This is a genomic window from Comamonas sp. UBA7528, from assembly GCF_002479375.1.
In the GTDB taxonomy this organism is placed as follows: domain Bacteria; phylum Pseudomonadota; class Gammaproteobacteria; order Burkholderiales; family Burkholderiaceae_C; genus Comamonas.
The window spans coordinates 15,772-29,749 of the sequence record NZ_DLMU01000008.1 but is presented as its reverse complement, the minus strand read 5'-3'; the positions used below and the strand labels follow the sequence as shown (position 1 = coordinate 29,749).

Annotated in this window: 15 protein-coding genes; 9 read left to right on the top strand and 6 right to left on the bottom strand. The window is 65.2% G+C overall.

What is annotated here, in order from left to right; genetic code table 11:
* Window positions 1–10: 10 nt before the first annotated feature.
* The 4 genes from B3349_RS09050 to B3349_RS09035 all read left to right on the top strand — a co-directional run bounded on the left by B3349_RS09050 (window position 11) and on the right by B3349_RS09035 (window position 2,544).
* The gene (locus tag B3349_RS09050; protein ID WP_291588325.1) at window positions 11–565 is read left to right on the top strand and encodes a hypothetical protein; all 555 of its coding nucleotides are present in this window, start codon (window positions 11–13) and stop codon (window positions 563–565) included.
* Window positions 566–589: 24 nt separating this feature from the next.
* Window positions 590–1,138 (top strand): cell division protein FtsI, encoded by a 549-nt coding sequence (locus tag B3349_RS09045; RefSeq protein ID WP_291588324.1) that lies wholly within the window; start codon window positions 590–592, stop codon window positions 1,136–1,138.
* A gap of 32 nt (window positions 1,139–1,170) precedes the next feature.
* The gene (locus tag B3349_RS09040; protein ID WP_291588323.1) at window positions 1,171–1,869 is read left to right on the top strand and encodes a flagellar basal body L-ring protein FlgH; all 699 of its coding nucleotides are present in this window, start codon (window positions 1,171–1,173) and stop codon (window positions 1,867–1,869) included.
* An 87-nt stretch (window positions 1,870–1,956) separates the two neighbouring features.
* Entirely contained in the window at window positions 1,957–2,544 is a 588-nt protein-coding gene (locus B3349_RS09035) for a chalcone isomerase family protein (RefSeq protein ID WP_291588322.1), read from the top strand.
* 27 nt (window positions 2,545–2,571) lie between these two features.
* Here the strand turns inward: B3349_RS09035 and B3349_RS09030 are convergent, their stop codons facing one another.
* The 3 genes from B3349_RS09030 to B3349_RS09020 all read right to left on the bottom strand — a co-directional run bounded on the left by B3349_RS09030 (window position 2,572) and on the right by B3349_RS09020 (window position 5,788).
* Complete coding sequence (locus tag B3349_RS09030) at window positions 2,572–3,318, bottom strand: response regulator (protein WP_291588321.1); 747 nt, start codon at window positions 3,316–3,318, stop codon at window positions 2,572–2,574.
* Between the two features lie 476 nt (window positions 3,319–3,794).
* Window positions 3,795–5,084 (bottom strand): ATP-binding protein, encoded by a 1,290-nt coding sequence (locus B3349_RS09025; protein ID WP_291588320.1) that lies wholly within the window; start codon window positions 5,082–5,084, stop codon window positions 3,795–3,797.
* Window positions 5,081–5,788: a response regulator gene (locus B3349_RS09020; RefSeq protein WP_066539781.1), complete on the bottom strand. Its 708-nt coding sequence runs from the start codon at window positions 5,786–5,788 to the stop codon at window positions 5,081–5,083. Before B3349_RS09020 ends, B3349_RS09025 begins: the two co-directional genes overlap by 4 nt.
* 258 nt (window positions 5,789–6,046) lie before the next feature.
* Between B3349_RS09020 and xopAW the strand changes: the two genes are divergently transcribed.
* Window positions 6,047–6,949: a XopAW family type III secretion system calcium-binding effector gene (xopAW, locus tag B3349_RS09015; protein ID WP_291588319.1), complete on the top strand. Its 903-nt coding sequence runs from the start codon at window positions 6,047–6,049 to the stop codon at window positions 6,947–6,949.
* Window positions 6,950–7,078: 129 nt separating this feature from the next.
* On the opposite strand, the gene purN is transcribed toward xopAW, so the two are convergent.
* On the bottom strand, window positions 7,079–7,660 hold the full coding sequence (gene purN / locus B3349_RS09010; RefSeq protein WP_291588318.1) for a phosphoribosylglycinamide formyltransferase: 582 nt from the start codon (window positions 7,658–7,660) through the stop codon (window positions 7,079–7,081).
* A gap of 21 nt (window positions 7,661–7,681) precedes the next feature.
* Here purN and B3349_RS09005 point away from each other — a divergent pair, with 21 nt between their 5' ends.
* From B3349_RS09005 to B3349_RS08995, 3 genes are all read left to right on the top strand, one after another.
* Window positions 7,682–8,407 carry a YceH family protein gene (locus tag B3349_RS09005; protein WP_291588317.1) on the top strand — a complete coding sequence of 242 codons (726 nt, stop codon included), beginning with the start codon at window positions 7,682–7,684 and terminating at the stop codon, window positions 8,405–8,407.
* A gap of 88 nt (window positions 8,408–8,495) precedes the next feature.
* Window positions 8,496–9,677 carry an acyl-CoA dehydrogenase family protein gene (locus tag B3349_RS09000; RefSeq protein ID WP_291588316.1) on the top strand — a complete coding sequence of 394 codons (1,182 nt, stop codon included), beginning with the start codon at window positions 8,496–8,498 and terminating at the stop codon, window positions 9,675–9,677.
* Between the two features lie 134 nt (window positions 9,678–9,811).
* Entirely contained in the window at window positions 9,812–10,927 is a 1,116-nt protein-coding gene (locus B3349_RS08995; protein ID WP_291588315.1) for an acyl-CoA dehydrogenase family protein, read from the top strand.
* Window positions 10,928–11,043: 116 nt separating this feature from the next.
* Here the strand turns inward: B3349_RS08995 and B3349_RS08990 are convergent, their stop codons facing one another.
* Both B3349_RS08990 and B3349_RS08985 read right to left on the bottom strand, forming a co-directional pair.
* Entirely contained in the window at window positions 11,044–11,991 is a 948-nt protein-coding gene (locus tag B3349_RS08990; RefSeq protein WP_291588646.1) for a bestrophin family protein, read from the bottom strand.
* A 189-nt stretch (window positions 11,992–12,180) separates the two neighbouring features.
* Entirely contained in the window at window positions 12,181–12,738 is a 558-nt protein-coding gene (locus tag B3349_RS08985; RefSeq protein ID WP_291588314.1) for an HNH endonuclease, read from the bottom strand.
* A gap of 169 nt (window positions 12,739–12,907) precedes the next feature.
* Here B3349_RS08985 and B3349_RS08980 point away from each other — a divergent pair, with 169 nt between their 5' ends.
* Window positions 12,908–13,957 carry a bifunctional riboflavin kinase/FAD synthetase gene (locus B3349_RS08980; protein ID WP_291588313.1) on the top strand — a complete coding sequence of 350 codons (1,050 nt, stop codon included), beginning with the start codon at window positions 12,908–12,910 and terminating at the stop codon, window positions 13,955–13,957.
* Window positions 13,958–13,978: the final 21 nt, after the last annotated feature.

The window sequence follows — 13,978 nt, the reverse complement described above, 5'->3', positions numbered from 1 at the left end:
GGAGATTGCGATGAGCGACATCACATCTGTTTCAGGCAGCGGCTCCAGTTCTCTCGCTGCGCTGACCAACATCCAGCGCCCCCGCGTGGCGGCGGACACCCAGCAGGCAGGCGAATCCGACTTTGCCAGCGCCATCTGCTCTTTCAGCAACGAAAGCATGGCCCTGCTCAGCGAAGCAGGCCACACCGGTCTGGAGTGGCTGGAAGCGGGCATTGACGGCACCGTGGAAGGGGTGAGCGATCTGGGAGACGGCATTGCCGAGCTGGCAGAAGACGGCCTGGACGCCATCGTGAGTCTGGCCCAGACCGTGGAGTCCACCGCGTCCAGCGTCGCCCACTCCCTGGGATCGGCCGCCACCAGCGTGGCCCAGTCGGTGGAATCCACGGCGTCCGGCGTGGCCGATCTCTGGGATGACACGGTGGAGATGGCTTCCACCGTGGCGGGCGCGGTCACCGACGGTGCCGAAACGGTGCTGGATGTCGTGGGCTCCGGCTCGCGCAACGTGGCCTCCTATGTGGCCCTGGGCAATTCGGCGGTACGCGCCCTTCTCAACGAACTGGTCTGAACACAGACCGCAGGACGCCCCATCATGCGAATCCCCTCCCCCCTGCTCACCACCCTGGGCATTGCAGCCTGCGCACTGCAAACCGGCTGCGCCATCATCACCGTGGAACCCTTGTGGGAACTGACCAAGGCCGCCGCTGTCGTCGCCAACAGCGCCGTGGCGCTGTCGCCTCCCTCGGCATCCAACACGCTCTACAACCTGCGCACGCCGCTGAACAGCGTGTGCATTGAGTACAACCCCCAGACACAGGTGCCCGACCTGGTACCGGCCCTGCAGGCCGAACTGCAGAAGCACGGCATCGACAGCAAGGTGTATGACACCGCCCCTGCGGCACGCCTGTGCAATGTCTGGCTGGAGTACACCGCCTACTTCGACTGGGGCCGCCCCCCCTTCACGGGTGACTTCCGCCCCTATGTGACCTCGGTCCAACTGGCCCTGCGCTCCAAGGAAGGCGAGCTGATCTCCAGCAGCCAGTTCCAGCTGGACCCCTACCTGTCGCGCGGCCAGTGGACCAGCACCCGCAGCAAGGTCAGCCCGGTCGTGACCGCCCTGGTCACCGGCTACCAGGACTGATTCCCCTTTTTCCGATTTCGCAGGAGATTCCGATGCCCATGCCTTTCCGCCCATTGTTCCTGGCCTCCGCCGCCTTGTGCGCAGGCATGCTGACCGGCTGCGTGACGCGCGACCCCTCCATTGTCAACAGCCCGGTTGCAGTGGCCGCCCTGCCACGCATGGCCAATATCGAGCGCGTCAACACCGGCAGCCTCTTCAACAACAACACCTTCACCAGCCCATTCAACGGCCGTGCCCGGCCGCGCAATGTCGGGGATTCGCTGAAGATCGAGATCGCCGAGTCCATGAGCGCCACCAGCAAGGCCAAGACCGACGCCAGTCGCCAGAACGCCATGGCCAACAAGGGCCCGGGCAGCAATTCCGGCACCGGCTTTCTGGGCTCCATCCTGAATCTGGATGCCCAGGCCTCCGGCAGCGATTCCTTCAGCGGTGACGGCAGCGCCAGCAACTCCAGCAATTTCACCGGACAGATTGCCGCCTCGGTCATCAACGTGCTCCCCAATGGCCACCTGGTGGTGGCGGGCGAACGCAGCATCGCCATGAACGGCGACGCCAAGACCCTGCGTTTCTCCGGGGTCGTCGATCCGCGCGACTTCCGTCCCCAGAACATCGTGGCCTCGTCCGATGTCATCAACGCCAAGATGGAAGTGGTCGGCCGTGGCGATGTCTCGGAAGCCGGTCAACGCACCTGGCTGCAGCGCGTGCTCACCAACACCCTGGCCATCTGGTAGGCGCCGCACTGCTTTTCCTGCCGGCGTCCCATTTTGTTGACCCGCAGCAGTGCCGGATGCTGCACCCGTCTTTGCAAGGAGATCACCATGTCCACTCCATTCAAGACTGCACTGGCCATCGCCTCCTGTGTGGCCAGTTGCTGGCCCAGCCTGGTGCGCGCCGCCGAAGCGGAGCCTGCCCTGATCGGAGCGTCCGCCCAGGTGGCGGGGCAGCAGCTGCAGCTCAATGGCGCAGGCATCAGCAAACGCCTGCTCTTCAAGGTCTACACGGTGGGTCTGTATCTGCGTGACCAGCGGCGCACCACCGAAGCCGTGCTTTCCAGCGACGGGCCGCGCCGCCTGGTGATTCGGCTGATGCGCGACATCTCCGCCAAAGAGTTCGAGGAAGCCGTGCTGGACAAGCTGGCCAAGGACATCGCCCAGATGGATGCCCGTGTGGCCGAGCAGATGAATGGCCTGAGCCAGGCCCTGGCACACCTGCCTTCCGGACTGCGCAGCGGCGACCTGCTGACCCTGGACTGGATTCCGGGAACCGGCACGGTGGTGGAGCACAACCGCCGCCGCGTGGTGAAACCCATGCAGGACATTGCCTTCTACAACACCTTGCTCAATTTCTGGCTGGGCGAACAGGCGGACGATACACAGCTCAAGACCGCATTGCTGGGCCTGAGCTGAGACCGTGAAGACGCTCTGCCGGTCTGGTCAGCGCTGCCAGACCGGGTGGCCCTGGACGTGGTGCACCTCCAGCACATAGCCCACGCCGCGCACGGTCTTGAGCAGCGTGGGCGAACGGGGATCGTCGCCGAGCTTGCTGCGCAGGCGCGATACCAGCAGGTCGATGCTGCGCTCGAACGCCGCCATCGTGCGCCCATGGGCCTGCTCCATCAGCTTGTCCCGGCTGCAGACCCGCCGAGGGGTGCGCAAAAACGTGCACAGCAGGCGCAGCTCGGCCCCCGACAGCGGCACCACCACCCCGTCGGGCGACACCAGATGGCGCTCCATGGTGAAGAGCTGCCAGCCATCGAACTGCACCACCTCGAGCAGGTCCGGAGGCAAGGTCACCGGCTTGATCGCCGCAGCCACTGCGGCTGCCGAGTTCCGCAGCACGTTCTGGATGCGTGCCACCAGTTCACGGGGTTCGAAGGGCTTGCCCATGTAGTCGTTGGCACCCAGCTCCAGCCCCAGCACACAGTCAAAGGGGTTGGAGCGGGCCGTCAGCATGATGATGGGCAGCTGGGAGTGCGAGCGCAGCTCCTTGGCCAGCCGGAGCCCGTCCACGCCCGGCAGCATGACATCCAGCACCACCAGATCGATGGGCTGGGCAGCCAACTGGGCACGCATGGAATCTCCGTCGCAGGCCGCATAAGTGGCATAACCGAAACGGGTGAGATATTGCGTGAGTAATGCGGTGATTTCCTCGTCGTCATCCACCACCAGAATATGGTGCATAGGCAAACCGTGCTGAGTCAAAAATAATCGTGGTCGTTTTGACTGCGAGTGTAGGCACCCCTCGGCACTCGCGGTGAAAACTTAAGCAGTTTTTTTACTTTTTTTTGCTCTTTACGTAAGCAACTGCGTACACAAGCACCGCAAGACGCCTACAAAGGCCATTTTTTGTAGATGACTTGAAACAATATGTCATCCCCGCTATTTATGGCGGTTGCGGTCGATCGAAAATCAGCGCCGATTTTCAGGCCCATCTTGTGTGCGCCACATAATTCGGCAAGGCCTATTTTCCACGCCCCCTGAATATGCCTGCCAGCCCGAAAAATCAAACTGTGGCATCGCAGGCGCAGCACATTCCGACCGCTTATATTCCCGCCTGCACGTGGCCGCCACAGCGGGTGCGGCAGACAGCACCCCATCCGCCGTCCAGGTGACGACCCGGCACGCCATGGTCGCCGCCGCCAGGCGCATGGCGCGCATCACGGCTGGCTGTAGGGCAGCTCCAGCACGGCGCACAGGCCACCGTCGTGGGCGTTGTGCAGGCGCAGCTCGCCATGGTGGCGCAGCGCAATATCGCGCGCAATCGACAGACCCAGCCCCACCCCCCCGTGGTGGCGGTGGCGCGAGGCATCCATGCGCACAAAAGGCTGCATCACCTGCCGCAACGCCGCGTCGGGCAGGCCGGGGCCATGGTCGCGCACGGTGATGCGCACGCCCAGCGGGCTTTCCTCCAGCAACACCTCGGCCCCGCCGCCGTAACGCAGCGCATTGGCAATCAGATTGTCCACACAGCGGCGCAACGGCCCGATCTGGGCCTGGATGATCCCGGCCGTTCCCCGCAACGGGATGTGCACCCCCGTCAACTCATGGTCGTCCACCACACTTTCCAGCAAGGCCTGTACCTGCACGCGCACCATGGGCGTGGCCTGGGCCTGGCCGCGCAGATAGTCCAGGGTGTCCTGGATCATGGCGTCCATCTCCGCAATGTCGCGCTGGAATTCCAGGTTGGTGTGCTGGTCCTCCAGCAGCTCGGCACGCAGGCGCAACCGGGTCAGCGGCGTGCGCAGATCGTGGGAGACGGCCGCCACCAGCCGGTCACGGTCCTGCAGTTGCTGGCGGATGCGGTCCTGCATCTGGTTGAACACCCGGCTGGCCTCGCGGCATTCCACGGTGCCGGTCTCCGGCAGCGGGGGGCGGTTGATATTGCGCCCCAGCTCCCGCGCTGCCGCCGCCAGGCGCAGCATGGGGGTGGCCAGCCAGCGCGCGCCGAACCAGGTGGCGATCAGCAGCGCCGACAGGCGAAAGCCCACGTCCAGCACAAAGGCCCACAGCGAGCGCTGGGGTTCTTTTTGCGGCGGCAACGGCCGCCCTTCAGGCTGCAATTGCAGCGGCAGTCCACGGCGAACCACATAGGATTTCTCGTTGGTCACGGTGATGGGGCTGCTCAGGGTCTCGCCCTGGACCTGCTGCGGCGGCATCGGCGGCTGTGGCGGGGGCGGCGGAGGTCCGCGCAGCTCGAACATCAGCGACAGCGCCAGCAGATGGCTGGCCACGACCACCACGGCCAGCAGACAGGCCAGCCGGCCGAACAGCGTGTCCGGCCCGCGCCGCAGCCGCTGCAGCAACCTGCGCAGCCGTTCAGTCCCGCCCAGTGCCGGTGGCGCCACGCTGGGCGCAGCGGCCGGCCCCATGGCCGCGTCGGCATCCGCCTGCGACGGCATGGCAGCAGGCCCCTGCCCGTCAGCGGCAGGTGCAGACACCGGACTCATGCCACGCAGGCCTGGATCTGGCGGGCGTCGAGCATATAGCCTGCCCCCCGTACGGTCTTGATCAGCGAGGGCCCGTCCTCACCCAGCTTGTGGCGCAGGCGTGAGATCAGCAGGTCCACGCTGCGGTCCAGGCTGTCCATGCTGCGGCCCCGGGCCTGCTCCAGCAGTTGCTCGCGGCTGAAGACACGGCGTGGCGCTTCCAGCAAGGTGCACAGCAAACGGTATTCCGCATACGACAGCGGCACCACCGTGCCCTGCGGGTCTACCACCTGGCGCTCCAGGCGCTGCAAGGTCCAGGCATCGAAACGCACATTCGCAGCCTGGCTGGTATCGGCCTGGGCCGTGGCCTGGCGGCGCATCACACTGTGGATACGGGCCACCAGCTCGCGCGGCTCGAAGGGCTTGCCCATGTAATCGTCGGCGCCCAGCTCCAGCCCCACCACGCAGTCATAGGATTCGGCACGCGCGGTCAGCATGATGATGGGCATCTGCGATTGCTGGCGCAGCAACCGGGCCAAGGTGAGGCCGTCGACACCGGGCAGCATCACATCCATCACCACCAGATCGATGGCATGGGCCTTGAGCTGGCTGTGCATGCTGGCGCCATCGCTGGCCACATGCACCTCAAAGCCAAAACGCTCCATGTATTGGCTGAGCAGCGTCGTAATCTCTTCATCGTCATCCACCACCAAGATTCGGTACATCGCGCGCTCACTCCTTGCATTTCCGCGTCAACAGGAGGCCAGTGTAAGGACGTGCTTCGCTTGGTATGGGAGGAAAGAACGGATGCCCCATAGACAGTTCAGGGGCTTACAACGCGCTTTGTAGCGGCCGCCGTACAAACAGGACAACAACGGTTTACGCGGCGGCCTCAGCATGTGCAGCGGTTCACCTCGCAGCCATGTCTGCGGCAGAGGGCATGCAGGCCGCTGGCGGGCTGGATCTTCTTGAAAGGACCTCCCATGACCAGCATTTCCAGTCTGGGCAGCAGCAATGCGTGGAGTTCTGCGATACAGAGCCAGCGCAGCCAGCAAAGCGCCAAGCTCGCAGAAAAACTCTCGGCCGACTTTGATGCCGACGGCGACAGCAGCCTGAATAAGACCGAGCTGCAGTCGCTGATGGATGACATCGGCAGCCGCACCGGCCAATCCGGTGGCAGCAGCGCCAAGGACCTGTTGTCCAGCAGCGACAGCAACGGGGACGGCAGTCTGAGCACCGACGAGCTGGAAGCTGCACTGCCCAGCATGCTGCCGCCACCCCGCTCCACCATGGATTTCGCGCAATCGCGCGGCGCGGGCCAGAGCGATGACCTGTTCAGCAAGGTGGACAGCGACGGCAGTGGCGATGTGAGCAGCGACGAACTGACGGCGCTGCTGCAGAAGATGAACGGCCAGGAGAGCGTCAGCGAGGAAGACGCGGCGGCCCTGTTCAGCCAACTCGACAGCGACGACGACGGCAGCCTGAGCCAGGCCGAATTCGATGCCGCCCGCCCCCAGAACGCCGGCGGCATGCCGCCCCCACCGCCTGCCCAGGCCAGCGCCAGCACGGATTCCGACAGCGACAGCACGGGCACGGCTGCAGCCGGCGGTGTCGGGGGAGCCGCAGGCGCAGGGGGCTCGACCACCACCGTCTACGACGAGCTGGACACCAATGAAGACGGCACCGTGTCCTTGGCTGAACGCCTGGCTGGCGCCGCCGAAGACGCCGCCGATGCGGCCCTCAACATGGTCGATCAGCTCAAGCAATCCGCCGAGAGCTGGACCCAGAATACCCGCAGCGCCCTGCTGGACACCGCCCACCGTGCCTACCAGGCTGCCAGCGGCGAACCCGCCGCAGCCCGCAGCACCTACAGCTATACGGTCTGAGTTATGGCTTCCCTCTGCGCCGCGGGTGAGCGGCGTGGGGGAACGAAGCCCCGCCTCCGGTGGTGGACCTGGGGCACAACGTGGTCGATGGAAGCGGGTTGCAGACGGGGAGCCTCCCGACCACCGCCGTTACAGATGGCGCAGAAAGTGCGCCACGGCACGCGGATAGATGATGTGTTCCTGCGTCAGCACCCGCCCGGCCAGGGTCTGGGGGGTGTCCTCCGGCAGTACCGGCACCACGGCCTGGTCCAGAATGGGCCCCACATCCAGCTCGGCCGTCACCTGGTGCACGGTCGCGCCGGCAAACTTGCAGCCCGCCTCGATGGCACGCTGGTGCGTATGCAAGCCCGGAAATGCCGGCAGCAGCGAAGGGTGGATATTCAGCAGCCGCCCGGCAAAGTGGTTCACGAATCCGGGCGTGAGAATGCGCATGAAGCCAGCCAGCACCACCAACGCCGGTTCATGGCTGTCGATCTGCCGGGCCAGCGCCGCATCAAACGCTTCGCGGCTGTCGAAATCCTTGTGGTTCAGCACGGCCGTGGCAATGCCATGCTCACGGGCAAAAACCAGGCCTTGGGCATCGGCCTTGTTGCTGATGACGGCGGCCACGCGGGCGTCCAGACGGCGCGCCCACTCCTGTTGCTGGGCGGCCCGAACGATGGCTGCCATGTTGGAGCCGCCGCCAGAGATCAAAATCACGATGTTTTTCATTTCCTGCGAATTATCCCAGCCATGCCATTCGACCACCGCACTCAGCCTTTGTCGCCCCACGCCGCCCGTGTGCTTGCCACGCTGATGGAGAAAGCCCGCACCGTACCGGACAGCTATCCGCTCACGGTGAACAGCCTGCAGTCGGGCTGCAACCAGAAGACCAGCCGCGCTCCGGTGATGCAACTGAGCGAAGGCGAAATCCAGGCCGCCCTGGACGAGCTGCGCCAGCGCCACCTGGTAATGGAAGCCAGCGGCCAGCGCGCCACACGCTGGGAGCACAATTTCGAGCGGGTGGTGGGCGTGCCCAGCCAGGCCAGCGCCATCCTGGGCCTGCTGATGCTGCGCGGCCCGCAGACGGCGGGCGAGCTGCGCATCAACACCGAGCGCTGGCACCGCTTTGCCGACATCGGCTCGGTCGAGGCCTTCCTGGAAGAGCTGCGCGACCGCAGCGACGAAAAAGGCGGTCCGCTGGTGGTGCTGCTGCCGCGCGCACCCGGCGCCCGGGAAGCACGCTGGGCGCACCTGCTGTGCGGAGAGGTGGATGTCAGCGCCCTGGCTGTGACCAGTGAAGCCGGCAGTGCCACTCCGCCCGACAGCGCCACCGCCCAGCGCCTGGCCGCACTGGAAGCCGAAGTGGCGCTGCTGCGCGCCACCGTGCAGCAGCTGTGCACCGCCCTGGGGGTGGAAGCACCGGTGCCTCTCAGCAGCACGGATTCTGCAGAGCAGAACCCGCCAGCCGAAATCTGACTCCGGACTCACCCTAGGCTGTCGCCGCCCCGACATGGCGGCAGCGAACGACCATGCTAAAAACCTTGCATTACAAGGAGACCGCAGCATGGATTTGGCATTCACGCCCGAAGAGCAGGCCTTCCGCGAGGAAGTCCGCGCCTGGATACACGAGCACCTGGACCCCGCCGCCGCCCGCAAGGTCCGCGAAGGCCTGCGCCTGACGCGCGACGACATCCAGGGCTGGGCCAAGACCCTGGGCAAAAAGGGCTGGCTGGCCTATGGCTGGCCCAAGGAATTTGGCGGCCCCGGCTGGACCGCTGTGCAAAAGCACCTGTTCGCCGAAGAACTGGCCAAGGCCGGCGCCCCCAGCATCGTGCCCTTCGGGCCGGTGATGGTGGCCCCGGTGATCCAGGCCTTTGGCACGCCAGCGCAGCAGCAGCGCTTTTTGCCCGGCATTGCCAGCGGCGAAGTCTGGTGGAGCCAGGGCTACAGCGAGCCGGGATCGGGTTCGGACCTGGCCAGCGTCAAGACGCGCGCCGAGCGCCAGGGTGACTTCTACATCGTCAACGGCCAGAAGACCTGGACAACGCTGGGCCAGCATGGCGACTGGATGTTCAATCTGGTGCGTACCAGCAACGAAGGCAAGCCACAGACCGGCATCAGCTTCCTGCTGATCGACATGAAGTCGCCTGGCGTCACGGTGCGCCCCATCAAACTGCTGGATGGCGAATGCGAAGTCAACGAAGTCTTCTTTGACAATGTGAAGGTGCCTGCCGACCAGCTGATCGGGGAAGAGAACAAGGGCTGGACCTACGCCAAGCACCTGCTGGCGCACGAACGCACCAATATTGCCGACGTGAACCGCGCCAAGCGTGAACTGGAACGCCTCAAGCGCGTGGCCCGGGCCGAGGGCGTGTGGGAAGACCCGCGTTTCCGCGACCAGATCGCCCTGCTGGAAGTGGACGTGGTAGCACTGGAGATGCTGGTGCTGCGCGTGCTGTCGGCCGAAAAGAGCGGCAAGAACCCGCTGGACATTGCCGGTCTGCTGAAGATCAAGGGCAGCGAGATCCAGCAGCGTTACACCGAGCTGCTGATGCTGGCCGGCGGCCCCTACAGCCTGCCCTTGGTACACGAAGCCATGGAAGCCGGCTGGCAGGGCGACTTCCCCGGAGGCACGGTGGGCTTGGCCCCGCTGGCATCCAGCTACTTCAATATGCGCAAGACCACGATCTACGGGGGCTCCAACGAAGTGCAGCGCAACATCGTCGCGCAGACGGTGCTCGGCTGATGCCCTACTGCCATCCGCGCTGCACACAGCAGGACGGCTCCCCCACGCCCCCTCGGGGAGGGGGCTCCAGACAGAGCTTTGCTGGACACCCGATACGGCGGCGCCGCCCGGGATGACAGCACCAGGAGAGATTTATGGATTTCAATTTTTCCGAAGACCAGCAGCAACTGCGTGATGCCGTGCGTCGCTGGGTGGACAAGGCCTACTCCTTCGAGCACCGCCGTGCGGCGGTGAAGGCCGGTGGCTTTTCACGCGACACCTGGACCGAACTGGCCGATCTGGGACTGACGGGACTGACCGTACCCGAAGCGCATGGCGGCCTGGGCCTGGGTGCGATTGACGCCATGGTGGTGATGGAAGAACTCGGCCGCGGCATGGTGCTGGAGCCCCTGGCCCAGGCCTTCATCACCGGTGCCGTGCTCGGCCAGTTTGCCCCCGAAGCCGTGCAGGCCCACTGGCTGCCGCGCGTTGCGGCCGGCGAGTCCATCGTGGTACTGGCCCTGCAGGAACGCCGGGCACGCTACCGCCTCGACCGTTGCGAGGCCCAGGCCACCAGGAACGGTGCGGGCTATGCCGTGACCGCCCGCAAGAGCATCGTGCCCATCGGCGACAAGGCCGATGCCTTTCTGGTGCCCGCCCTGCTGGACGGCCAGCAGGCGCTGTTCCTGGTGGAAGCCTCGGCAGACGGCGTGCGCACCCAGGGCTATGGCACCCAGGACGGCAGCCGTGCCGCCGAGCTGCAGTGCGACGGCAGCCCTGCCACCCTGGTCACCACCGACGGTCTGGCCGCGCTGGAACTGGCGGTGGACGTGGGCAGCGCCAGCGTCTGCGCCGAAGCCGTGGGCGTGATGGAGCAGGCCCTGCTGACCACCGCGGACTACCTGAACCAGCGCAAGCAGTTCGGTGTGGCGATCGCCAGCTTCCAGGCCCTGCGCCACCGCTCCGCCGATATGAAGATGCAGCTGGAACTGGGCCGTTCCATGAGCTACTACGCCAGCCTGCAACTGGGCCAGCCGGCGGAGGCCCGCCGCCGCTCCATCGCCCGCGCCCGCGTGCAACTGGGCCAATCCATGCGCTATGTGGGCCAACAGGCCGTGCAGCTGCATGGCGGCATCGGCGTGACGGACGAATACATCATCAGCCACCACTTCAAGAAGCTGACCCAACTGGAGATGACATACGGCGACAGCCTGCACCACCTGGGTGAAGTGTCGGCGCGCATGCGCGAGACCGCAGGCGTAATGGAATAAGCCCAGCGCCACCGGCATCCCTCGCGGCCGGTGCTGCATGGCGCAGCCCTCCGGCCGCTTTTGGCACGGACCCCTTGGGGTCCGTTTTTTTATTCCGGCAAGAAGGAGTTCGTCCTTCAGGTCAACCGGTACTCCAGCGGCTGCAGCGGCTGTGGCGGCTCGGCATCCCCCAGCGACTGGCACAGGCTGATTTCGATGCTGCGGCAGAAGGCATCCAGCGGCAGGTCGTTGCTCTCCACGCCGAAGGGCTCTTCCAGCTCGTCCCCCAGCGCGTCCAGACCGAAGAAGGTGTAGGCCACGATGCCCACCACGAACGGCGTCATGAAGCCCGTGGTGTCCACCAGACCGAACGGCAGCAGAAAGCAGTACATATAGGCCGTGCGGTGCAGCAGCAGCATGTACGAAAACGGAATCGGCGTGTGGCGAATGCGTTCGCAGGAAGCGGCCGCAGCCGTCATGGCGGTGAAGGTCTTGTCGATCTGGGCGGCCAGCACCGGGTCGATCCAGCCCTTGCGCAGGCAGTCGCTCAGGTCATGGCCGTTGGCCAGCATCAAGGCATCGGCACGGAAATTCAGCGGGTGGTTGCGCATGGCAAACCACTCCTCGGCCGTCAGCCAGCGTTCCAGTGCCCCGTCGTCCTGGTGACCGCGTAGCTGGGAACGCAGCGCATGCGCATGGGCAATCGCACGGTGCACCATGCGCACCCGCACATCTCCCACGCGGTTGCGGGGGTCCAGCACCACAGGCACGCGGATGAAGTTCTGGCATTGGCGCGACAGCGTGCGGGCGCAGATCACCAGCTCGCCCCAGAGCTTGCGCCCTTCCCAGAAGCGGTTGTAGGCCGTGGTGTTGCGAAAGCCCAGAAAAATGGCCAAAGGCAAGCCGATCAGCGTGAACGGGATCGGCGTGACGGTGATCTTGAGATCGAACAGATTGCCATGTGCATAGGTGACCAGCACGGCCAGCACAATGTTCAGGCACAGCACCCAGCGGATACGTTGCAGCACGGAGCCGCGCAGGATGAGGAAAAGGTTGAAGCCGGTGGGGCGGTCGCGGACGATCATGCGCAGCAGGCGATCGAGGGTAAACCCCAATTGCACCACAGTACAACCGACCATTTCGGCAAATGCCGAAAATTCTCTGTCCATGGCATGCGCTTTTCCTCCGGAGCAAGGTCTGCGGTGGGGGCCAGGACTGGCGACCCTGCCCGCCCCGTGGAGATAAGGCCGCACATCCGGGCCCCGGCACTGCGGCTACAGCGCCCAGCGCGAGCTTTTGGGCACATGGGCCAGCAGAAACTCCATCTGGTCCGCCAGGATGCGGCGATTGCGCAGGATGAAGTCCTCCCACAGGCTGGGGGTGTAGGGTGCATACAGCAGCGGCATGCGGGCCTGCTCCGGCGTGCGCGGCCCTTTGCGGTGGTTGCAGGCACGGCAGGCTGTGACCACGTTCATCCAATGGTCCTGGCCTTTCTGTGCAAACGGCACGATGTGCTCGCGCGTCAGGTCGCGCTCGTCGTGGACCCGGCCACAGTAGGCACACAGGTGGCGGTCACGGGCAAACAGCTTGCTGTTGGTGAGGCCGGGCTTGAGCGCATGCGGGTTGATGCGCGGAATGCCTTTGGTGCCGATGATGCTGTTGATGTAGATCACCGACTGCTCGCCGGTGTGCGCGTTGTGGCCCCCGCGGAACACCGCGATCTGCGCGCCCGATTCCCAGCGGACCTCATCGGCGGCGTAGTGCAGCACGGCCTCCTCCAGGCTGATCCATGACTGGGGAAGTCCGTGGGCGGACAGCTTCAGAACCTTCACGATGCACCTCCTCGAATGAACGTCAACGTCCAGGACGGGTTTCGCGGCAAGCCGATAAGGCATGCGACAGGCATGCCCTATGGATAGCAATATACTCGCTTTCACTGTCAGACAGCCATCCTGTGCTGAATTGGAAAGCGCCGCGCGCTATGAAAAACAAAGCATTCCCATGAAGATTTTCAGAGGCCTTCAGCACCCCGATCGTGCCCCCGCATGCGCGGTCACCATTGGTAACTTTGATGGGGTGCACCGTGGCCACCAGGCCATGCTGGGATTGCTGCGTGCCGAAGCCGCGCAACGCGACCTGCCCACCTGCGTGCTGACCTTCGAGCCGCATCCGCGCGACTACTTCGCGCAAAAGCTGAACAAGCCTGATCTGGCACCGGCCCGGGTGGGCACGCTGCGCGACAAGCTCAGCCAGCTGGCCATCTGCGGCGTGGACCAGACGGTGGTACTGCCTTTCAACGATGCGCTGGCCGGCCAGTCCCCCCAGGCCTTTATCCAGAACGTGCTGGTACAGGGTCTGGGTGCCCAGTACATCCTGGTGGGCGATGATTTCCGCTTTGGCAGCAAACGGGCCGGCGACTACGCCATGCTGGATGCCGCCGGTCAGGCCCAGGGCTTTGATGTGGCCCGCATGAACAGTTACGAGGTGCATGGCGAGCGCGTCTCCAGCACGACGGTGCGGGCGGCACTGGCGGCCGGCGACATGCCGCAGGCGGCCAAGCTGCTGGGCCACCCCTACACCATCTCCGGCCATGTGGTCCATGGCCGCAAGCTGGGCAGACAGCTGGCGGAGTCCAAGGCCGGGGCGGCCGATGGCTTTCGCACCCTGAATCTGCGCTTTGACCACTGGAAACCGGCGGCCAGCGGCATCTTTGCGGTGCTGGTGCACGGCCTGGATGCACAGCCGCTGCGCGGCGTGGCGAACCTGGGGGTGCGCCCCTCGCTGGACCCGAACGACGTCAACGGCGGCCGTGTGCTGCTGGAGACACATTGTCTGGATTGGCCTACCCATCTGGGTGGCGAAGGCGCCTACGGTAAAATCATCCGCGTGGAACTTCTGCACAAACTGCACGACGAGCTGAAGTACGACAGTCTCGATGCCCTGACAGCAGGCATCGCCAAGGACTGCGATGACGCATGCGCGTTTTTTGCGTCCATTCCCGCGTCTTCCTACACCGAAACCCGTCGCCAGACCACGCGCGACCGAATTTGACGCTCGCCGTCCCAGCCTGGG